This is a genomic window from Streptomyces sp. NPDC088730, assembly GCF_044751215.1.
In the GTDB taxonomy this organism is placed as follows: domain Bacteria; phylum Actinomycetota; class Actinomycetes; order Streptomycetales; family Streptomycetaceae; genus Streptomyces.
In genome coordinates this window covers 155,219-175,202 of the sequence record NZ_JBIVLK010000007.1, presented here as the reverse complement: position 1 = coordinate 175,202, position 19,984 = coordinate 155,219, and the positions used below count along the sequence as shown (strand labels likewise).

Below are 19,984 nucleotides of genomic sequence, written 5' to 3'. Positions count from 1 at the left end.
GGAGCAGGCAGGAGGCGCCCCGTCGACGCATCCTGCCACAGCGACTGCACGCGAAACCCTGCCACATCGGACCGGGGCGGCGCGGTGCCGCGGTCAACTGCCCGGCCGGTCCCGCTCGTCCACGATCCTCCTGAACTTGCCGACCGACCTCTCCAGCGTCTCCGGATCGAGGATCTCCACCCCGACCGAGACCCCGATCCCGTCCTTGACGGCCGCCGCGACCGACACCGCGGCGGCCGCGCGCTGCTCGGGCGTCGCCCCGGCCCTGGCCTCCGCGCGCACCGTCAGCACGTCCAGCCGGCCCTCGCGGGTCAGCCGCAGCTGGAAGTGCGGCGAGACGGCCGGGGTACGGAGCACGATCTCCTCGATCTGGGTCGGGAAGAGGTTCACCCCCCGCAGGATCACCAGGTCGTCGCTGCGCCCGGTGACCTTCTCCATGCGCCGGAAGACCCGTGCCGTCCCCGGCAGCAGCCGGGTCAGGTCCCGGGTCCGGTAACGGATCACCGGCATGGCCTCCTTGGTGAGCGAGGTGAACACCAGCTCACCCTCCGCCCCCTCCGGCAGCACCTCGCCGGTGAACGGGTCGACCACCTCCGGATAGAAGTGGTCCTCCCAGATGTGCAGCCCGTCCTTCGTCTCCACGCACTCCTGGGCGACGCCCGGACCCATCACCTCGGACAGCCCGTAGATGTCGACCGCGTCGATCGCGAACCGCTCCTCGATCTCGCGCCGCATCTCCTGCGTCCACGGCTCGGCGCCGAAGATGCCCACCTTCAGCGAGGCCGACCTCGGGTCGACGCCCTGCCGCTCGAACTCGTCCAGGAGGGTGAGCATGTACGACGGCGTCACCATGATGATCTCGGGCCGGAAGTCCTGGATCAGCTGGACCTGCCGGGCGGTCATGCCGCCGGACGCGGGGATGACCGTGCAGCCGAGCCGCTCCGCGCCGTAGTGCGCGCCGAGTCCGCCGGTGAACAGCCCGTATCCGTAAGCGATATGGACCTTCTGCCCCGGGCGGCCGCCCGCCGCCCGGATCGAGCGGGCGACCACGTCCGCCCAGGTGTCCAGATCCCGCTGGGTGTAGCCGACGACGGTCGGGCGGCCCGTCGTGCCGCTGGAGGCGTGGATCCGGCGCACCTGCTCCTCGGGCACCGCGAACATCCCGAACGGATAGTTGTCCCGCAGATCCGCCTTGGTGGTGAACGGGAACCGGGCCAGATCGGCGAGTGAGCGGCAGTCGTCGGGGTGCAGTCCCGCCCGGTCGAACGCGGCCCTGTAGTGGCCGACGTGGGTGTACGCGTGCCGCAGCGTCGCCCGCAGCCGTTCGAGCTGGAGCTCTCGCAGCTCCTCGCGGTCCATCCGTTCCGCCGCGTCCAGCAGAGCCGTCATGCGGATCTCCCTCTTCCGTGCGCACCGTGCAGACGACCGATCATTCGGTCGTTCCTCCCGGGAGCAGTAATTCAGGATCTTCGGCCCGCTGGCAAGAGGGGGGACCGGACGCATGTCACCCGGCCGCCCCCGATGCGGCCGGCCCGCCGCGGATACGCTCGTACCGAACAGAGCCGCATCACCCGGTCGGCCCTGTTTGGATGGTTTCCATGCCGACTTTCCACACGTACGACGGAACCGAGCTCGCGTACCACCTCGAAGGACAGGGCGCACCCCTGATCTGCCTGCCTGGCGGGGCCATGCGGGCCAGTACCTATCTCGGACGCCTGGGCGGACTCGACGGCCACCGGCAACTGGTGCTGCTCGATCTGCGGGGCACCGGGGACTCCGCCGTACCGGACGACACCTCCACCTACCGCTGCGACCGGCTGGTCGACGACGTCGAGGCACTGCGCGAACACCTGGGGCTGGAACACATCGACCTGCTCGCCCACTCGGCGGCGGCGGACCTCGCCGTGCTCTACGCCGCGCGATACCCGCAGGCGCTGCGCCGTCTGCTCCTCGTCGCCCCCGCGACACGGGCCGCCGGACTCGGGTTCGCCGAGCGCGAGGCCCGCGAGGCCGCCGGGCTGCGTCGCGCGGAACCGTGGTACGAGGAGGCGCTGCCGGCACTGGAGCAGATATGGGCCGGACGCCTCGACGACGAACTGCGCGCCTCGGCCCGGCCGTTCCTCTACGGCCGCTGGGACGACGCCGCGCGGGCCCACGCGGCGTCGTCCGCGGCGCAGATCAACGCCGCCGCCGCACAGCACTATTACGCGCCGGGAGCCCTCGACCCGGCCGCGACGGTGGCCGCACTGCACGAGCTGGCGTCCCCGGTGCTCGTCCTCGCCGGGGAGTACGACGGCGTGACGACCCCCGACCGCGCCGCCGAACTGGCCGCGCTCTTCCCGGAATCCGAGTTCGCCGTACAGCGTGGTGCCGCCCACTTCCCGTGGCTGGACGACCCCGGGGCCTTCGTCCGCACCACCGCCGCCTTCCTGGACCCGGAGGTGCACAGCGTGCAGGCGGGCGGGACACGGCTCGCCTACCGGGTGTGGGGAGACCCCTCCGCACCGCCGGTCGTGCTGGTCCACGGACGCTGCGACGACAGCCGCACCTGGACCCGGATCGCCGAACAGCTGGCGGCCCGAAACCGGGTGTACGCCATCGACTTCCGCGGCCACGGCCTCAGCGACTGGCCCGGCCGCTACTCCTTCGAGCTGTTCCGCGACGACCTGCACGCGTTCCTGGAGGCCCGCAACCTCTCCGGCGCCACGGTCGTCGGGCACTCCATGGGCGGCGCGGCGGCCTATCTGCTGGCCGGGCGGCAGCCCGGACTCATCGGCCGGCTCGTCCTGGAGGAGGCCCCGCCGCCCTTCCCGCTCGACCCGCCCCGCGGACCCGTCGAACGCCCCGAGGGGGAGCTCGGCTTCGACTGGCCCGTGGTGCCGTCCATCAACGCCCAGCTCAATGAACCCGATCCGGAGAACCGGGAACGCCTCGGTGAGATCACCGTGCCCACCCTGGTCGTCGGCGGCGGGCCACGAAGCCGGATCGACCAGGAGGACCTCGCCTGGATGGCGCGGCGGATCCCCGGCGGCCGGCTCGTCACCATCGACGCCGGCCATCTCGTCCACACCGAACGGCCGGAGGAATTCCTCGCGGCGCTCCGGTCGTTCGGAGTGGACTGACGCGGCCGGCCGGGCGGGTCAGCCCCGGCGCAGCAGCGACACCATGACGTCGCGCAGCGTCGTCTCCGCGTCCGGGACGCCCGCCGGTGAACGCCAGGCGACGAACCCGTCCGGGCGCACCAGCACAGCGCCCTCGGTGCTCGTCCCGTGCGCCTCGGCCCAGTCGGCACCGGCCTCCGGCTCCAGATCGCCGCCCGGACCGGTGCCGATGCCGAACGCGTCGAGCCGCACCGAGAGCTGGTCGCCGACCCGGGCCGCCGCCCGCCGCCACGCCACGTCCGCGCCATCGGTGAGCAGTACGAACGAGCGCTCGTACAGGTCCAGGGTGGAGATCCGTTCACCGGCCCGCCGGACCCACAGGTGCGGTGCGCGGCTGCCCGGTTCACCCGTCAGCTGCATCCCCTGCGGCACCACCGGCTGGTCCGGGGCGACGCCCAGCACCGCCCCGTCCACGTAGCGGTAGCCCAGCGCCACGTTCAGCATGCCGCCGCGCTTGCCGCCGCCCACGGTGGGCGGCGGCGCGTACCCCGGGTGGCTGTGCTCGCCGGAACGCGCGGAGGCCCGCTCGCTCGTCGCCCGCGCCACCGGGAGCCGCTCCGCGCCGTACGTGTCCAGCAGACCCGGCCCCGCCTCACCGCGGAGCACGGCCGCCAGCTTCCACGCCAGGTTGTGCGCGTCCTGGATGCCGGTGTTGGAGCCGAACGCCCCGGTGGGCGACATCTCGTGCGCCGAGTCACCGGCGAGGAACACCCGGCCCCGTGAGTAGCGGTCCGCCACCCGCTCCGCCGCGTGCCACGGTGCCTTGCCGGTGATCTCCAGATCGATGTCCGGAGCGCCGACCGCCTTGCGGATGTGCTCGGCGCACCGCTCGTCCGTGAAGTCCTCCAGGGTCTCGCCCCGGTCGGGCTGCCACGGCGCGTGGAACACCCACTGCTCCTCGTTGTCCACCGGCAGCAGGGCGCCGTCCGCCTCCGGGTTGGTCAGGTAGCAGACGATGAAGCGCCGGTCGCCGAGCACATCGGCGAGCCGGCGGGAGCGGAAGGTGATACTCACGTTGTGGAACAGGTCGCCGGCACCCGAACGGCCGATCCGCAGCTGCTCGCGGACCGGACTGCGCGGACCGTCGGCGGCGATGAGATAGTCCGCCCGCACGGTGGTGTGCTCGCCGGTCTCCCGGTTCTTCAGGACCGCCCCGACACCTGAGCCGTCCGGGTCGAACGACAGCAGTTCGGTGGAGAACCGCAGGTCACCGCCCTGCTCCCGGGCCCGGTCCAGCAGCACCGGCTCCAGGTCGTTCTGGCTGCACAGGCACCAGCCCGTCGGGCTGAAGCGGGCGAGTGCGCCACCCGGGTCGATCTCCTTGAACAGCCACTCCTGGTCGTCACCGGTCAGCGAACCGGCCTGCAGGATGCCGTGGTTCTCCGCCAGCACCGACGCGGCCGCCCGGATCCGCTCCTCCACCCCCGCCCGGCGGAAGACCTCCATCGTGCGGACGTTGTTGCCGCGGCCGCGCGGATGCGTCGAGGTGGCCGCGTGCTTCTCGACCAGCAGATGCTCGACGCCGAGCCGGCCGAGGAAGAGGGACGCGGACAGGCCCACCAGGGATCCGCCCACGATGAGGACCGGTACGCGGAGGTCGACGTTCTCGTTCATGAGTTGCTCCAGCTCGGACGCCGTACAGATGCAGTGTCCATGCCCCTGCCGGGGCCCGGTCGGAGCGGTTCGGACGCTCGCTCACCTGAACGGTTCATAAATCTCGCGTCAGCCGGACCAGCGTTTCACGATCGGTGACGGAGACGACGCCCGCGGTCCGGGGCGGACCGTGCGCAGCTGCCGGGAGACTCCCCGCTCCGATTCCACTCGACAGCCACCGGTTACCCAGCGAACCGGCGGGCCGGGCCGCCCCACCGCTCGAAGGAGTTCGAAAGATGACCACCACCCTCTCGGAACGGACCTCCCAGTCCGCCTTCGACGGATCAAGGCTGCGGGTCATCCTGCTGCTTGACCTGCACGACGGCGCCCAGAAGCAGTTCCTGGAGGCCTACGAGCACATGCGCAACCAGGTGGCCTCCATCCCCGGCCACATCAGCGACCAGCTGTGCCAGTCCATCGAGAACCCCTCCCAGTGGCTCATCACCAGCGAGTGGGAGAGCGCCCCGCCCTTCCTCGCCTGGGTCAACAGCGAGGACCACGTCGCCACGGTCCAGCCCCTGCACAGCTGCGTGCGCGACACCCGCTCGCTGCGCTTCAGCGTCCTGCGCGAGACCGGCGCAGCCTTCGAGGAGAGCTTCGAGCCCGCCAAGGGCGGCCTGCAGGCCGCGCCCCGCCTCGGGGACGGGATCGTGCGCCACGCGCTGACCTTCACCGTGAAGCCGGGCACCGAGGAGAGGGTCGCCAAGATCCTCGCCGACTACGACCCCCCGAAGGCACGGGTCGACGAGCACACCCGGCTGCGCCGCACCTCGCTCTTCATGCACGGCAACCGCGTCGTGCGCGCGGTCGAGGTCGAGGGCGATCTCCTCGCGGCCCTGCGCCACGTCTCCCGGCAGCCGGAGATCCGGGCCGTCGAGGAAGCGCTCAACCCGTACCTGGAGCAGGACCGCGACCTGGCCGACCCCGACTCCGCCCGGATGTTCTTCACCCGGGCGGCGCTGCCCACCGTCCACCACGTGACGACGGGCCGCCACCCCGACCGGGACCTCAAGCGCCACGCGCTCTTCTACCAGGCCAAGGAGGGCTGCGGCATGGCGCTGGCCCGCCTCCTGGCCGAGCACGACGAGGAGGAGGCCGACGACGCCGGCAGCCCCATCGACAGCAGCACCATCTTCCAGCGCGACGACATCGTCGTCCGGCTCCTGGAAGTGGACGGCCCCCTCGACGCGCAGCCCGACCGGTCGCTGGGCATCCACGGCCCCGGCAAGGCGGTCAGGCTCGCCCGCCTCCTCGACGGGGAGGCGAACCCCGTGCCCACCGGCGAACAGGACGCCATGCGCTTCCTCAGCCGTGCCGGGATGCACCTGATCACCGACCGGCGGGCAGCGGAGTCCTGAACCGCGTACCAGCAGAGCGGGGGGTTCTCGCTCAACCCGTCGGCACAACTCGCAACGCGCCAGGAGGAAGACACTCATGACCACGCACCGGCCACGCATCGTGGACCTCAGCGAGACCCAGCCCAACACCAGGCGCGGAGGAGACCTGCGCGCCCTGCTCACTCCGACGGCCGTAGGCGCGACCAGCGGCTTCATGGGACTGGCCACCATCCAGCCCGGCGACCGCATCGCGGAGCACTACCACCCCTACTCGGAGGAGTTCGTGTACGTGGTGAACGGGCTCCTGGAGGTCGACCTGGACGGTGAGCCCTACGCGATGCGGCCCGACCAGGGGCTGCTGATCCCGCTGAACGTACGCCACCGCTTCCGCAACGTCGGTGACACCGAGGTCCGCATGGTCTTCCACCTCGGCCCCCTCGCGCCCCGCCCGGAACTCGGACACGTCGACACCGAGCTGCCCGATCACGCCGCCCCCGAGCAGGGCGCGCCGCCAGAACGAACGGAGGCCGCTTCATGACCCGGCGGGTGGCGGTCACCGGGGTCGGGGTCGTCGCTCCGGGCGGGATCGGCGCACCGGCCTTCTGGGACCTCCTCGCCAACGGCCGCACCGCCACGCGCGGCATCACGCTCTTCGACCCGGCCGGCTTCCGGTCCCGGATCGCCGCCGAGTGCGACTTCGACCCGGCCGCCCACGGGCTGGACGCGGACGAGGTCGCCCGCTCCGACCGGTACGTCCAGTTCGCGATGGTGGCCGCCCGCGAGGCACTCGCGGACGCGGGCCTCGACCAGGAGCGCACCGATCCCTGGCGGATGGGCGTCTCGCTCGGCACGGCCGTCGGCGGAACCACCCGGCTGGAGCACGACTACGTCGCGGTCAGCGGCAGCGGCGCGCGCTGGGACGTCGACCACCGTCCGGCCGGGCCCCATCTGGAGCGGGCGTTCTCACCGAGTTCGCTGGCCTCCGCCGTCGCCGAGCAGGTCGGGGCGCACGGTCCGGTGCAGACCGTATCGACGGGCTGCACCTCCGGCCTCGACGCGATCGGATACGCCTTCCACTCCATCGAGGACGGCCGCGTCGACGTGTGCATCGCCGGGGCGTCGGACTCCCCGATCACCCCGATCACGGTGGCGTGCTTCGACGCGATCAAGGCGACCTCCGCCAACAACGAGGACCCGGAGCACGCCTCCCGGCCCTTCGACTCCCGCCGCGACGGCTTCGTGATGGGCGAGGGCGGGGCCGTACTCGTGCTGGAGGAACTGGAGCACGCCCGTGCCCGGGGCGCGACGGTGTACTGCGAGATCGCCGGCTACGCGACCTTCGGCAACGCGTACCACATGACCGGGCTGACCCCGGAGGGCCTGGAGATGGCCGAGGCCATCAACCGGGCCCTCGGCCACGCCGGGATCGCCGCGTCGGACATCGACTACGTCAACGCGCACGGCTCGGGCACCAAACAGAACGACCGGCACGAGACGGCCGCCGTGAAGCGGGCGCTCGGCGCGCACGCCCACGACGTACCGATGAGCTCCATCAAGTCGATGGTCGGCCACTCGCTCGGCGCGATCGGGGCGATAGAGATCGCGGCCTGCGTACTCGCGCTGGTCCACCAGACGGTCCCGCCGACGGCGAACTACGAGTCCCCGGACCCCGAGTGCGACCTCGACTACGTGCCGCGCACCGCACGCCCGCTGAAGCTGCGCAGTGTTCTCTCCGTCGGCAGCGGCTTCGGTGGCTTCCAGTCCGCTGTCGCCCTGACCAGAACCGGTGGGAGGACACCATGAGCACCGACAAGGCCCGGCAGACCGTTATCACCGGCATCGGGGTCGTCGCCCCCAACGGCACGTCCACCGAGACCTTCTGGAAGCGGACGCAGGAAGGCCTGAGCGTACTGGACCGGGTCACCCGCGAAGGGTGCGAGGAGCTGCCGCTGCGCGTGGCCGGCGAGGTCAGGGGCTTCGACCCGGTCAGCCTGATCGAGGAGCGCTACCTCGTCCAGACCGACCGGTTCACGCACTTCGCGATGGCCGCGGCGGACATGGCCCTGGACGACGCCCGGCTGGGCCGCGCCGACTACGAGGACAAGCCGTTCAGCGTGGGCGTGGTGACCGCCGCCGGTTCCGGCGGCGGCGAGTTCGGCCAGCGCGAGCTGCAACGGCTGTGGGGCCAGGGATCCAAGTACGTCGGCCCGTACCAGTCGATCGCCTGGTTCTACGCCGCGAGCACCGGCCAGATCTCCATCCGCGGCGGCTTCAAGGGGCCCTGCGCGGTGGTGGCCAGTGACGAGGCCGGCGGCCTCGACGCGATGGCGCACGCCGCCCGGTCCGTCCGGCGCGGCACCGACGCGGTGGTGGTCGGCGCGGCCGAGGCCCCCCTCGCCCCCTACTCCGTCGTCTGCCAGCTCGGATACCGGGACCTGAGCTCCGCAGAGGACCCGACGCGGGCCTACCGCCCGTTCACCTCTGACGCCTGCGGATTCGTGCCGGCGGAGGGCGGCGCGATGTTCGTGGTCGAGGAGGAGGGCGCGGCGCGGGAGCGCGGCGCCCGGGTCAGGGCCGAGATCGCCGGTCACGCGGCCACCTTCACCACCGCGATGCGCTGGGAGGAGTCCCGGGAGGGGCTCGCCCACGCCATCGAGGGTGCGCTGCGGGAGGCCGGCTGCGCGCCCGAGGAGATCGACGTGGTCTTCGCGGACGCCCTCGGCGTACCCGCCGCGGACCGTGCGGAGGCGCAGGCGCTGGCCGACGCGCTCGGTACGCACGGCAGGCGGGTTCCGGTGACGGCGCCCAAGACCGGTATCGGGCGGGCGTACTGCGGTGCCCCCGTCCTCGACGCGGCCGCCGCCGTGCTCGCCATGGAGAACGGCCTGATCCCGCCGACGCCGAACGTGTTCGAGGTCTGCCACGACCTCGACGTCGTCACCGGACGGGCCCGCCCCGCCGAACTGCGGACCGCGCTCGTGCTCAGCCGCGGCCTCATGGGCTCCAACGCGGCGATGGTGCTGCGGCGCCCCGCCCACGGCGCGTGAGAGCCCAACGAAAATCCCCGCGAGAAGGAAGAAGCCCCTCATGACCGACCGACTGACCTACGACGAACTCGCCGTCCTGATGAAGAAGGGCGCCGGACTGACCGTCGACCCCCGGGAGATGGAGAGCCGCCCCGGCACCGCCTTCGACGAGTTCGGCCTCGACTCCCTGGGCCTCCTCGGCATCGTCGGCGTGCTGGAGAACCGGCACGGACAGCCGCTGCCGGCCGACGCCGACCGGTGCAAGACGCCCCGCGAGTTCCTCGACCTCGTCAACAACAGCCTCGTGACAGGAGCCTGACGTGTCCGGACACACCGAGAACGAGATCATCATCGCCGCCCCCCTGGACCTCGTCTGGGACATGACGAACGACCTCGAGAACTGGCCGGACCTGTTCAGCGAGTACGCCGCGGTCGAGATCATCGAGCGCGACGGCGAGCGGACCACCTTCCGCCTCACCATGCACCCCGACGACAACGACAAGGTGTGGAGCTGGGTCTCCGAGCGCACCACCGACCGCCGCGCCCGCAAGGTCCGTGCCCGTCGCATCGAGCCCGGCCCGTTCCAGCACATGGACATCCACTGGGAGTACTCCGAGGTCCCCGGCGGCACCCGGATGCACTGGGCGCAGGACTTCGCGATGCGCCCGGACGCCCCGGTCGACGACGCCTGGATGACCGACAACATCAACCGCAACTCGCGTGTCCAGATGGAGCTCATCCGGGACAAGATCGAGCAGCGCGACCGTGAGCACCGTTCGGCGTCCGTCACGGCCGGCTGACGTCCCGTCCGCCGACGGTCCGGCCACCCGGCCCCGTACCGGGTACCGGGCCGGGTACCAGAAAGGCACCACCCGATGCACCACACACTGATCGTCGCCCGGATGGCGCCGGAGTCGGCGCCGGACATCGCCGAGCTGTTCGCCGCCTCCGACCGCACCGAGCTGCCGCACCTGGTCGGCGTCACCCGGCGCAAGCTCTTCCAGTTCGGCGACGTCTATCTGCACATGATCGAGTCCGAGCGGCCGCCCGGACCGGAGATCGCCAAGGCGACCGAGCACCCGGAGTTCAAGGGGCTCAGCGACCGGCTGACCGCCTTCATCAGCCCGTACGACCCGCAGACCTGGCGGGGCCCCAAGGACGCGATGGCCCAGGAGTTCTACCGCTGGGAGCGCGACGCCTCCGCCTGACGACGACGATCGCCCCGGGCCCGGCCTCTCGGCCGGGCCCGGGGCGATCCGCGTGCGTTCGCCGGAACGGCGGAATCAGTCCGGGACCACGCATTCGAACGCGTGGAGGTAGGGGTTGACCTGCCGGATCTCACCGATGAGCAGCCCGGCCTCCGACAGCCGGTCCACCAGACTCTGCCGGGTGTGCTTGGCGCCGCCGACGTTCAGCAGGAGCAGCAGGTCCATGGCGGTGGTGAACCGCATCGAGGGGGTGTCGTCGACGAGGTTCTCGATGACGACGACGCGGGCCCCCGGACGGGCCGCCGCGACGACGCTGCGCAGCGCCCGGCGGGTGCTGTCGTCGTCCCACTCCAGGATGTTCTTGATGATGTAGAGATCGGCCGCCACCGGGATGCCCTCACGGCAGTCCCCGGCCACGATGGCGGCCCGGCCGGCGAGCGGGCCGCCGTCCCGCAGCCGTTCGTCGGCCCGTGCCACCACACCCGGCAGGTCCATTAGGGTCCCGCTCACCGAGGGGTGCTTCTCCAGCAGGCTCGCCAGTACGTGCCCCTGACCGCCGCCGATGTCGGCGACCACGGACACCCCGGTGAGGTCGAGGAGCGCGGCGACGTCCAGCGCGGACTGCACGCTGGACGTGGTCATGGCCCGGTTGAAGACCTGGGCCGACTCATGGGCGTTCTGGTGGAGGTAGTCGAAGAACTCCTTGCCGTACACGTCCTCGAAGACATTGCGGCCGGAGCGCACCGCGTCGTCCAGCCGAGGCCAGACGTCCCAGGTCCAGGGCTCGGTGCACCAGAGCGAGATGTACCGGAGGCTGTCCGGGTCGTCCTCGCGCAGCAGCCGCGACATCTCGGTGTGGGCGAAGGCGCCGTCCGGAGTCTCGGTGAAGATGCCGTAGCAGGACAGGGCGCGCAGCAGCCGCTCCATCGGTACCGGTTCGGTCTTCACCGCCTCGGCCAGTTCGGCCGCGGTGGCGGGTGTCTCGCCCAGCGCGTCCGCGACACCGAGCCGGCACGCGGCACGCACGGCGGCGGCGCAGGCGGCGCCGAACACGATCTCACGCAGCCGCATCGCCGGCTGCGGTGCGGCCGCGGCGGCGGGCGGGCCGGGAGCGGGTGCGGCGGCGGGGGTGGGGGTGGTACTCACGGTGGTCATGGGCTCTCGCTTCTCCTCGTACGGGGGCGCACCGGTCAGCACATTCCGGCCGGTGCGGACGTCGTGCAGACGTTGCCGGTGAAGTCGTTGCCCGTGCCGGTGTCCTCATTGGCCAGGTCGGCCGGCCGGTTGCCCGTGACCACGTTGCCGGTGATGGTGTTGTCGGTGTTCTTCGCTCCGACGAAGCTCTTGAACAGCACGACGCCGCCCGAGAGCGGGGTGGCCCCCACGTTGTCCCGGATCACGTTGGAGCGCACCTGGGTCGTCTCGGTGCCGGTGAGGACGATGCCGGAGCCCTGGAGGGCGGGCAGCCGGTCGGTGGCACCGCAGAACTTGTTGTTCCCGGTGATCCGGTTGGACCGGATGGTCATGGCGCCGGCCTTCGGCGTCCCCTCGTCGCCCACGACGAACACGCCGGTGCAGTTGGCGGTGAGGGTGTTGTCGTCGACGAGCAGGTTCCGCACCCGGCGTGCGGTGAACCCGATCCGGTTGTCGGTCAGCGTGTTGCCCCGGACCCGGGTGCCGAGGGTGTCCGTGGCGCCGCCCTCCTCGTCCACGCTGTTGGCGACGAAGATGCCCGCGTCGCCGTTGGCGCGGGCGGTGTTGTCCCGGATGTCGGAGCGGGTGGAGCGCTGCTGGGCGATGCCCCAGGTGCCGTTGGAGCCGGCGGTCACGTCCCGGACCTCCAGCCCGTCCGTCCAGGAGGCCCAGACGCCGTTCCTGGCGAACCCGGTGACCGCGAGGGAGCGGACGGACACGTGGTCCACGGTGTGCTGGGCCGTCCCCTGGACGCAGACACCGTTGCCGGCCTTCGCACAGGCGTTGTCCGGCTGCGCGCGGCTGGTGTCCGGCACGATGACCGTCCGGTCCCCGGAGCCGCGCAGGGTCAGGCCCGGTGTGCTGATGAGCACGCTCTCGCGGTAGGTGCCGGGCCGGACGACGATGGTGTCACCGGTCCGTGCGGCGTCCACGGCTGCCTGGATCGACTGGCCCGGATACACCACACGGTCGCCGGCGGCAGCGGCCGAGGCGGACGGAACAGCCGCGCCCAGTCCGGCGGCCGAGGCGGCAGCGATGCTCACGAGGCATGTGAAGTGTCGTTTCCTCATGAGCCGAAGCTATGGGCGATCACCCCCCGATGCCACGCAGGGTGAGCGGTTGGGTACCGGACGTGCCCGAATGGCTTACGCCATGCCCCCCGGCCCCCGTCCGCGGCGGACGCGGGGCCGCGCACTCGGGTGATATCGGCGCCGACCGCCGCCCGCCGCCCCGTCCCGGCCGCCGCCCGCCGTCCCGGCCCCGGCGCCGGCCGGTCGCCCGTCTCAGCCGTGGGCCCGGCGCCCGTCTCAGCCGTCGGCCGGGCGGACCGGAGCGACGACCGAGCGGGCCCACCGGTAGTCCGCCTTGCCGCTGGGGGAGCGCCGGATCTGCGGGGCGATCACCAGGTGCCGGGGGATCTTGTAGCCGGCCAGCCGGGTCCGGCAGTGGGCCTGGACGTCGTCGAGCGAGGGTTCCTCCGCGCCCTCGCGCAGCTGTACCACGGCGGCGACCTGGCTGCCCCAGCGCTCGTCGGGTGCGCCGGCGACCAGCGCGTCGTACACGTCCGGATGGGCCTTGAGGGCCTGCTCGACCTCCTCCGGGTACACCTTCTCGCCGCCGGTGTTGATGCACTGCGAACCCCGGCCCAGCACGGTCACGATGCCATCGGTGTCGACCGTCGCCATGTCGCCGAGCAGTACCCACCGCTCCTCGCCCTTGCGGAAGAACGTCTCCGCGGTCTTGCGGGGGTCGTTGTAGTAGCCGAGCGGCACATGGCCGCGCTGCGCGATCCGCCCCGGCTCGCCCGGGGAGACCGGCTCGTAGGTCGCGGGGTCGACGACCGCCGTACGGGAGTTCATCCGCAGCCGGAAGCCGTTCTCCGGCCCGGAGTCCGCCGTCGCGGTGCCGTTGAATCCGGACTCGGACGAGCCGAAGTTGTTCAGCAGCATCACCGTGGGCACCAGCGCCTGGAACTCCGCGCGTACCGAGTCCGACATCACGGCGCCCGAGCTGGAGACGGAGAACATCGAAGAGCAGTCGGTGCCCTTCAGCGGCCCCTTCAGCGCGTCGATCAGCGGCCGCAGCATCGCGTCGCCGACCAGCGACACGCTGGTGACCTTCTCCCGCTCGATCGTGCGGAGTACCTCGTGCGGCACGAACTTGCGGTGCAGCACGACCCGCTGCCCGAAGTTGAAGCCGATGAACGCCGTGAGCGTCGAGGTGCCGTGCATCAGCGGGGGAGTGGGGAAGAAGGTGATGCCTTCCCCGCCCGCCGCGACCCGCTCGGCCAGTTCCTGCGGGGTCTTCACCGCCTCGCCGGTCGGCGCGCCGCCGCCCAGGCCGGAGAAGAAGAGGTCCTCCTGGCGCCACATCACGCCCTTGGGCATGCCCGTGGTGCCGCCCGTGTAGATGATGAACTGGTCGTCGGGGGAGCGGGGGGCGAAGCCGCGCCCCGGATCCCCGGCGGCCTCGGCCGCCGCGAACGCGACGGCGTCCGGGCCGGGTACCCCTTCCGCGGGCGATCCCACCCGGACGAGATGGCGGAGCCTCGGCGCCTGTGGCGCGGCGGCCGCGACGCGCTCGTCGAACTCGGCGTCGAAGACGAGCGCCGCCAGGTCCGCGTCCTGGTAGAGGTAGACCAGCTCCTCCTCCACGTAGCGGTAGTTGACGTTGACCGGGACGATGCGCGCCTTCAGGCAGGCCAGCACCGTCTGGAGGTATTCGACCCCGTTGTACAGGTGCAGCCCCAGGTGCTCGCCGGGGGCGATGCCGGCCTCGATCAGATGATGGGCGACGCGGTTCGCCGCGGCGTCCAGCTCCGCGTAGGTGAGCCTGCGCTCGGCGCCCGTCCCGGGATGGTCGAGGTAGACGAGCGCCTCGCGTTCCGGGACAGCGTCGACGACCGATTCGAACAGGTCGGCAAGGTTGTACTCCACCGTTCCTCCTGACCCCGGTTGCTGAGTGGCCCGGCGGTCATTAGAGCGCCGACCGGCACAAGTGGGAAGGGGGCCAGGCGAAGAAAACTGACTGACTGTCAGAAAACTATTGAACTGCCTCCCCGACTACTGCAACCTGTTCTAGCCTTACGACGGGAGACAGACCATGGGCGGTACGGAACACCTCACCGTGCAGCGCGAAGGCGCCACACTGGTGCTCACCCTGAACAGGCCGGAAGCCAAGAACGCGCTCTCGCTGCCGATGCTGGTCGGCCTGTACGACGGCTGGCTGGCCGCCGACGCGGACGACGGGATCCGCTCCGTCGTCCTCACCGGCTCCGGCGGCTGCTTCTGCGCCGGGATGGACCTCAAGGCCCTCGCGGGCGACGGCATGGACGGCGAGCGCTACCGGGACCGGATGAAGGCCGACCCCGACCTGCACTGGAAGGCCATGCTGCGCCACCACCGCCCCCGCAAACCGGTCATCGCCGCGGTCGAGGGCCACTGCGTGGCGGGCGGCACCGAGATCCTCCAGGGCACCGACATCCGCATCGCGGGGGAGGGCGCCACCTTCGGCCTCTTCGAGGTCAGACGCGGCCTCTTCCCCATCGGCGGCTCCACCGTGCGGCTGCCCCGCCAGATCGCCCGGACCCACGCCCTCGAAATGCTGCTCACCGGCCGCCCGTACGACGCCGGGGAAGCGGCCCGGATCGGACTGATCGGCCGGGTCGTCCCCGACGGGACCGCGCTGGAAGCGGCCCTCGCGGTCGCCGAGCAGATCAACGCCTGCGGCCCGCTCGCCGTCGAGGAGGTCAAGGCATCGGTGTACGAGACCGCTGAGATGACCGAGACCGACGGCCTCGCCGCGGAACTCAAGCGCGGCTGGCCGGTCTTCGCCACCGCCGACGCCAAGGAGGGCGCCCGCGCCTTCGCCGAGAAGCGCCCGCCCGTCTACCGGCGCGGCTGAATCAGGAGGTACCCGTGCCCGACATCCTCAGCGCACCGCTGGTGGTCGAATTCCCCTTCACCCGCTCCCTCGGCCCGGTCCAGAGCGCGTTCCTCACCGGACTGCGCGAACGCACCGTGCTCGGTGTGCGGACCGGCGACGGCAAGGTCCTGGTCCCGCCCGTCGAGTACGACCCGGTCACCGCGGAGGAGATCCACGACCTGGTCGAGGTCGCCGCCACCGGTACGGTCACCACCTGGGCCTGGAATCCGCTGCCCCGCCGCGACCAGCCCCTGGACACCCCCTTCGCCTGGGTGCTCGTACGGCTCGACGGAGCCGACACCGCGCTCCTGCACGTCCTGGACGCACCCGGGCCCGAAGCCGTCCGCACCGGCATGCGCGTCCGCGTCCGCTGGGCGCGGGACCGCACCGGAGCCGTCACGGACATCGCCTGCTTCGAGCCGTACGACAGCGAACCCGGCGAAACCGCGCCGCACGACGGCGAGTTCACCGAACCCGTCACCGGCATCGTCACCCCCGCCCGGCTCGACTACATCTACACCCCGGGCCGCGCCCAGAGCGCCTACCTCGAAGCGCTCGCGGACCGACGCGTCGTCGGTGAACGCTGCCCGTCCTGCCGCAAGGTGTACGTACCGCCTCGCGGGGCCTGCCCCACCTGCGGCGTCGCCACCGACGAACGGGTCGAGGTCGGACCGCGCGGCACGGTCACCACCTACTGCGTCGTCAACATCAAGGCCAAGAACCTCGACATCGAAGTCCCCTACGTCTACGCGCACATCGCCCTGGACGGCGCCGACCTCGCCCTGCACGCGCGGATCGGCGGCATCCCGTACGACCAGGTGCGGATGGGTCTGCGCGTCGAGCCCGTGTGGACCGAGGGAAGCCGCCATCCCGACCACTACCGGCCGACCGGAGAACCGGACGCCGACTACGACGTGTACAAGGAGCTGGTCTAGATGCGGGACGTAGCGATCGTCGCCTTCGCGCAGACCGACCATCTGCGCCGCACCGACGAACTCTCCGAAGTCGAGATGCTGATGCCCGTCCTGCACCAGGTCCTCGACGCGACCGGCCTGCGGACCAGCGGCATCGACTTCACCTGCTCCGGCTCCAGCGACTACCTCGCGGGCCGCGCCTTCTCCTTCACCATGGCGCTCGACGGCGTCGGCGCGCACCCGCCGATCTCCGAGTCCCACGTGGAGATGGACGGCGCCTGGGCCCTGTACGAGGCCTGGGTGAAGATCCAGACCGGCGAGGCGGAGACCGCGCTCGTCTACGCGTACGGAAAGTCCTCGCCCGGCCAGGTGCGCGACGTGCTCACCCGTCAGCTCGACCCCTACTACACCGCCCCGTTGTGGCCCGACTCCGTGGCACTCGCCGCCCTCCAGGCCCAGGCGCTCATCGACGCGGGCGACACCGACGAGAGCGCACTCACGGCCATCGCCACCCGCAGCCGCCAGTCCGCGTCGGACAACCCGCACGCCCAGCTCAGCGGAGACGTACCGGCCGGCGACTACCTCGTGCGGCCCTTGCGCTCCGGCGACTGCCCGCCCATCGGCGACGGCGCCGCCGCCGTGATCCTCGCCGCCGGGGACACCGCGCGGGCGCTGTGCGCCCGGCCCGCCTGGATCCGCGGCATCGACCACCGCATCGAGGCCCACGGCCTCGGGGTGCGCGAGCTGACCGAGTCACCGTCGACCCGGCTCGCCGCCGAACGGGCCGGGGTCTTCGAACGGCCCGTCGACACCGCCGAGCTGCACGCCCCGTTCAGCTCCCAGGAAGTGGTGCTGCGCAAGGCGCTCGGCCTCGGTGACGAGGTCAGTGTCAACCCGTCCGGCGGCGCGCTCGCCGCCAACCCGCTGATGGCCGCCGGGCTGATCCGCCTCGGCGAGGCCGCCGCCCGCATCCACCGCGGCGAGTCGGACCGGGCGGTCGCCCACGCCACGTCCGGCCCCTGCCTCCAGCAGAACCTGGTCGCCGTCCTCGAAGGGGAGAGCACCCATGCCTAAGGAGCCCGTGGCCGTCGTCGGCATCGGCCAGACCAAGCACGTCGCGGCCCGCCACGACGTCTCGCTCGCCGGACTCGTCCGCGAGGCCGCCGTCGCCGCGCTGAAGGACGCCGAACTGACCTGGGCGGACATCGACGCCGTCGTCATCGGGAAGGCTCCCGACTTCTTCGAGGGTGTGATGATGCCGGAGCTCTACCTGGCCGACGCCCTCGGCGCGGTCGGCAAACCCATGCTCCGGGTCCACACGGCCGGCTCGGTCGGCGGTTCGACGGCACTGGTCGCCACGAATCTCGTCGCCGCCCGGGTGCACCGCACCGTCCTCACCCTCGCCTTCGAGAAGCAGTCGGAGTCCAACGCGATGTGGGGCCTCTCGCTGCCCATCCCGTTCCAGCAGCCCCTGCTGGCCGGCGCCGGCGGATTCTTCGCCCCGCACGTACGCGCCTACATGCGCCGGACCGGAGCGCCCGACACGGTCGGCTCGCTGGTGGCCTACAAGGACCGGCGCAACGCGCTGAAGAACCCGTACGCGCACATCCACGACCCGGACATCACCCTGGAGAAGGTCCAGTCCGCACCGATGCTCTGGGACCCGATCCGCTACTCGGAGACCTGCCCGTCCTCCGACGGGGCCTGCGCGATGGTCCTCACCGACCGGGCGGGCGCGGAGCGGTCACCGCGGCCGCCCGCCTGGGTGCACGGCGGCGCGATGCGCAGCGAACCGACCCTCTTCGCCGGCAAGGACTTCGTCTCGCCGCAGGCCGGCAAGGACTGCGCCGCCGATGTCTACCGGCAGGCCGGGATCAGCGACCCGCGCCGGGAGATCGACGCGGTGGAGATGTACGTCCCGTTCTCCTGGTACGAGCCGATGTGGCTGGAGAACCTCGGCTTCGCGGACGAGGGCGAGGGCTGGAAGCTCACCGAGGCCGGAGTCACCGAACTCGGCGGCGACCTGCCGGTGAACCCCTCGGGCGGAGTGCTCTCCACCAATCCCATCGGCGCCTCCGGCATGATCCGGTTCGCCGAGGCCGCCCTCCAGGTGCGGGGACAGGCGGGGGAGCACCAGGTGGAAGGCGTGCGCCGGGCGCTCGGCCACGCCTACGGGGGCGGGGCGCAGTTCTTCTCGATGTGGCTGGTCGGCGCCGAACCGCCCACGCGCTGACCACGCCCGGTCCCGGGCGGCCGCCACATGCGGTACGCCCGGGGTCACCGTGGGTAGCCTGGTGGGTGTGACCGCCGAGAGCGACCTCCGAACCCTGCTGCGCGACCTTCGCCCGGAGCTGCACCCCGGCCGGTACGTCTTCGCGACCGTGCCGGACGGCGTGGTGCCCGCCGGAGTCCGCCCTGCCGTCACGGTGAGTGAGGCCGAGGGGCTCACGCTGGTGCTGCCGGAGGCGGAGGCCGTGACGGCGGGGCTGAGCCACTCCTACCCCGCGGGCTGGATCACGCTCCGGGTGCACTCGGCGCTGGACGCCGTCGGACTGACCGCCGCGGTCTCCCTCGCCCTCACCGACGCGGGGATCAGCTGCAACGTGGTGGCCGGATTCCACCACGACCACCTCTTTGTGCCGCACGACCGTGCCGCCGTCGCCGTCACCGTCCTGGAGAGGCTGGCGGCGGAGTCGAAGACGGGGTGACCGGGTGCCGGACGATGCCCCTCCGGTGTCGTCCGGGCCTCCGTGGGACCGGGCGCCGCGAGGTGGGCCCGGCCACGTAACATGTCCGCATGTCCTTCCTCCGCCGCCGTAGCGCCGCCACCCCCGCGGGCCCCGACTTCGACGTCCTGGCCATGGACCCGGGGGACTGGCCCGGAAACCTCGGCGCCGGTCTGCTGCCCGCTCCCGACGGGAGCTGTCAGGGCGTCTTCCTCCGTTACGACCTGTTCGGCGGCCGCGGCCCCGCGATGATCATCGGCAACCTCCCGGAGGGCTCGCCCGCCCGCGAGACCGAGGAGGGCCAGGTCCCCTTCGAGGTGGCCCAGCTGCTGCTCGCGCTGGAGAACGACGAGCCGGTCGAGGTCACCGGAACCGAGGACATGCCGGTGATGCAGGGCGACAACCTGCTGATCGTCCGCCGCGTCAAGCTCTCCGAGAGCCGGATCGCCTGCGTCCAGTTCGACCGCAGCGACGGTGTGCTCGTCACGATCGCCAGCTGGGACCGTCCGATCACCGATGACCTGTACACGCTTCTGAAGCCGCTGCCCGCGGAACTCTTCCAGCAGGGCTGAACCGCCCCCGCGGCCGGGCCGTCGCACAGCCCGCGCTGTCCGGTCCGGCGGCGGCACTTCCTTCGACCACATCCCGCCTCTGCCCAACTCTGCCCAAGAGGCGACTTTGTCATTCGTCTTGTCTAAGTAGTCGTCGGACCTCTACCGTCGTTCGGCATGACATCCGGGATGACGCGACGCACCACCATGAAGACGGCGATCGGCGCAACTGGGGCTCTGGCACTGGGAGTTCCAGGCTTGTCCGGTAGGGCGGCCGCCGCCGGTACCTC

The 19,984-nt window shown here is 71.8% G+C and carries 19 protein-coding genes; 14 read left to right on the top strand and 5 right to left on the bottom strand.

Annotation, left to right across the window (positions count from 1 at the left end):
• Positions 1–93: 93 nt before the first annotated feature.
• Positions 94–1,389: a phenylacetate--CoA ligase PaaK gene (gene paaK, locus ACIP89_RS22275; protein WP_401928386.1), complete on the bottom strand. Its 1,296-nt coding sequence runs from the start codon at positions 1,387–1,389 to the stop codon at positions 94–96.
• A 209-nt stretch (positions 1,390–1,598) separates the two neighbouring features.
• On the opposite strand from paaK, the gene ACIP89_RS22270 reads away from it, so the two are divergent.
• Complete coding sequence (locus tag ACIP89_RS22270) at positions 1,599–3,122, top strand: alpha/beta fold hydrolase (protein ID WP_402116317.1); 1,524 nt, start codon at positions 1,599–1,601, stop codon at positions 3,120–3,122.
• An 18-nt stretch (positions 3,123–3,140) separates the two neighbouring features.
• On the opposite strand, the gene ACIP89_RS22265 is transcribed toward ACIP89_RS22270, so the two are convergent.
• On the bottom strand, positions 3,141–4,775 hold the full coding sequence (locus tag ACIP89_RS22265) for an FAD-dependent oxidoreductase (RefSeq protein WP_402116315.1): 1,635 nt from the start codon (positions 4,773–4,775) through the stop codon (positions 3,141–3,143).
• 275 nt (positions 4,776–5,050) lie between these two features.
• Between ACIP89_RS22265 and ACIP89_RS22260 the strand changes: the two genes are divergently transcribed.
• From ACIP89_RS22260 to ACIP89_RS22230, 7 genes are all read left to right on the top strand, one after another.
• Entirely contained in the window at positions 5,051–6,172 is a 1,122-nt protein-coding gene (locus tag ACIP89_RS22260) for a TcmI family type II polyketide cyclase (protein ID WP_401928392.1), read from the top strand.
• A gap of 76 nt (positions 6,173–6,248) precedes the next feature.
• A complete protein-coding gene (locus ACIP89_RS22255; RefSeq protein ID WP_401928395.1) occupies positions 6,249–6,689 on the top strand; it encodes a cupin domain-containing protein in 441 nt (146 codons plus the stop codon).
• Positions 6,686–7,954: a beta-ketoacyl-[acyl-carrier-protein] synthase family protein gene (locus tag ACIP89_RS22250; RefSeq protein WP_328697915.1), complete on the top strand. Its 1,269-nt coding sequence runs from the start codon at positions 6,686–6,688 to the stop codon at positions 7,952–7,954. The genes ACIP89_RS22255 and ACIP89_RS22250 overlap by 4 nt, the downstream gene beginning before the upstream one ends.
• The gene (locus ACIP89_RS22245; RefSeq protein ID WP_401928398.1) at positions 7,951–9,198 is read left to right on the top strand and encodes a ketosynthase chain-length factor; all 1,248 of its coding nucleotides are present in this window, start codon (positions 7,951–7,953) and stop codon (positions 9,196–9,198) included. Before ACIP89_RS22250 ends, ACIP89_RS22245 begins: the two co-directional genes overlap by 4 nt.
• A gap of 40 nt (positions 9,199–9,238) precedes the next feature.
• Positions 9,239–9,496 carry an acyl carrier protein gene (locus tag ACIP89_RS22240; protein WP_401928400.1) on the top strand — a complete coding sequence of 86 codons (258 nt, stop codon included), beginning with the start codon at positions 9,239–9,241 and terminating at the stop codon, positions 9,494–9,496.
• A gap of 1 nt (position 9,497) precedes the next feature.
• Entirely contained in the window at positions 9,498–9,977 is a 480-nt protein-coding gene (locus ACIP89_RS22235; protein ID WP_401928402.1) for an SRPBCC family protein, read from the top strand.
• 75 nt (positions 9,978–10,052) lie between these two features.
• Positions 10,053–10,385 (top strand): TcmI family type II polyketide cyclase, encoded by a 333-nt coding sequence (locus ACIP89_RS22230; protein ID WP_401928404.1) that lies wholly within the window; start codon positions 10,053–10,055, stop codon positions 10,383–10,385.
• 75 nt (positions 10,386–10,460) lie between these two features.
• On the opposite strand, the gene ACIP89_RS22225 is transcribed toward ACIP89_RS22230, so the two are convergent.
• The 3 genes from ACIP89_RS22225 to ACIP89_RS22215 form a co-directional block, all read right to left on the bottom strand.
• Positions 10,461–11,540, bottom strand: a complete 1,080-nt coding sequence (locus tag ACIP89_RS22225; protein WP_401928406.1) for a methyltransferase — start codon at positions 11,538–11,540, stop codon at positions 10,461–10,463.
• Positions 11,541–11,575: 35 nt separating this feature from the next.
• Positions 11,576–12,649, bottom strand: a complete 1,074-nt coding sequence (locus tag ACIP89_RS22220; protein WP_401928408.1) for a nitrous oxide reductase family maturation protein NosD — start codon at positions 12,647–12,649, stop codon at positions 11,576–11,578.
• A 237-nt stretch (positions 12,650–12,886) separates the two neighbouring features.
• Entirely contained in the window at positions 12,887–14,515 is a 1,629-nt protein-coding gene (locus ACIP89_RS22215) for an acyl-CoA synthetase (RefSeq protein ID WP_402116313.1), read from the bottom strand.
• Between the two features lie 166 nt (positions 14,516–14,681).
• Between ACIP89_RS22215 and ACIP89_RS22210 the strand changes: the two genes are divergently transcribed.
• The 6 genes from ACIP89_RS22210 (at position 14,682) to ACIP89_RS22185 (ending at position 19,715) form a co-directional block, all read left to right on the top strand.
• A complete protein-coding gene (locus tag ACIP89_RS22210) occupies positions 14,682–15,482 on the top strand; it encodes a crotonase/enoyl-CoA hydratase family protein (RefSeq protein ID WP_401928413.1) in 801 nt (266 codons plus the stop codon).
• Between the two features lie 14 nt (positions 15,483–15,496).
• Positions 15,497–16,438 (top strand): Zn-ribbon domain-containing OB-fold protein, encoded by a 942-nt coding sequence (locus tag ACIP89_RS22205; protein WP_402116311.1) that lies wholly within the window; start codon positions 15,497–15,499, stop codon positions 16,436–16,438.
• Positions 16,439–17,491, top strand: coding sequence for a thiolase domain-containing protein (locus ACIP89_RS22200; protein WP_402116310.1), 1,053 nt, complete (start codon positions 16,439–16,441; stop codon positions 17,489–17,491). It begins immediately after the preceding gene.
• Positions 17,484–18,650: a thiolase domain-containing protein gene (locus tag ACIP89_RS22195; protein ID WP_402116308.1), complete on the top strand. Its 1,167-nt coding sequence runs from the start codon at positions 17,484–17,486 to the stop codon at positions 18,648–18,650. The genes ACIP89_RS22200 and ACIP89_RS22195 overlap by 8 nt, the downstream gene beginning before the upstream one ends.
• Positions 18,651–18,717: 67 nt before the next feature.
• Positions 18,718–19,125, top strand: a complete 408-nt coding sequence (locus ACIP89_RS22190) for an ACT domain-containing protein (protein WP_402116307.1) — start codon at positions 18,718–18,720, stop codon at positions 19,123–19,125.
• An 89-nt stretch (positions 19,126–19,214) separates the two neighbouring features.
• The gene (locus tag ACIP89_RS22185) at positions 19,215–19,715 is read left to right on the top strand and encodes a hypothetical protein (RefSeq protein WP_073738907.1); all 501 of its coding nucleotides are present in this window, start codon (positions 19,215–19,217) and stop codon (positions 19,713–19,715) included.
• Positions 19,716–19,984 lie beyond the last annotated feature (269 nt).

Coding starts and splice junctions, on each gene's coding strand:
- paaK (WP_401928386.1), bottom strand. CDS start 1,389: ATGACGGCTCTGCTGGACGCGGCGGAACGGATGGACCGCGAGGAGCTG.
- ACIP89_RS22270 (WP_402116317.1), top strand. CDS start 1,599: ATGCCGACTTTCCACACGTACGACGGAACCGAGCTCGCGTACCACCTC.
- ACIP89_RS22265 (WP_402116315.1), bottom strand. CDS start 4,775: ATGAACGAGAACGTCGACCTCCGCGTACCGGTCCTCATCGTGGGCGGA.
- ACIP89_RS22260 (WP_401928392.1), top strand. CDS start 5,051: ATGACCACCACCCTCTCGGAACGGACCTCCCAGTCCGCCTTCGACGGA.
- ACIP89_RS22255 (WP_401928395.1), top strand. CDS start 6,249: ATGACCACGCACCGGCCACGCATCGTGGACCTCAGCGAGACCCAGCCC.
- ACIP89_RS22250 (WP_328697915.1), top strand. CDS start 6,686: ATGACCCGGCGGGTGGCGGTCACCGGGGTCGGGGTCGTCGCTCCGGGC.
- ACIP89_RS22245 (WP_401928398.1), top strand. CDS start 7,951: ATGAGCACCGACAAGGCCCGGCAGACCGTTATCACCGGCATCGGGGTC.
- ACIP89_RS22240 (WP_401928400.1), top strand. CDS start 9,239: ATGACCGACCGACTGACCTACGACGAACTCGCCGTCCTGATGAAGAAG.
- ACIP89_RS22230 (WP_401928404.1), top strand. CDS start 10,053: ATGCACCACACACTGATCGTCGCCCGGATGGCGCCGGAGTCGGCGCCG.
- ACIP89_RS22225 (WP_401928406.1), bottom strand. CDS start 11,540: ATGACCACCGTGAGTACCACCCCCACCCCCGCCGCCGCACCCGCTCCC.
- ACIP89_RS22220 (WP_401928408.1), bottom strand. CDS start 12,649: ATGAGGAAACGACACTTCACATGCCTCGTGAGCATCGCTGCCGCCTCG.
- ACIP89_RS22210 (WP_401928413.1), top strand. CDS start 14,682: ATGGGCGGTACGGAACACCTCACCGTGCAGCGCGAAGGCGCCACACTG.
- ACIP89_RS22200 (WP_402116310.1), top strand. CDS start 16,439: ATGCGGGACGTAGCGATCGTCGCCTTCGCGCAGACCGACCATCTGCGC.
- ACIP89_RS22195 (WP_402116308.1), top strand. CDS start 17,484: ATGCCTAAGGAGCCCGTGGCCGTCGTCGGCATCGGCCAGACCAAGCAC.
- ACIP89_RS22185 (WP_073738907.1), top strand. CDS start 19,215: ATGTCCTTCCTCCGCCGCCGTAGCGCCGCCACCCCCGCGGGCCCCGAC.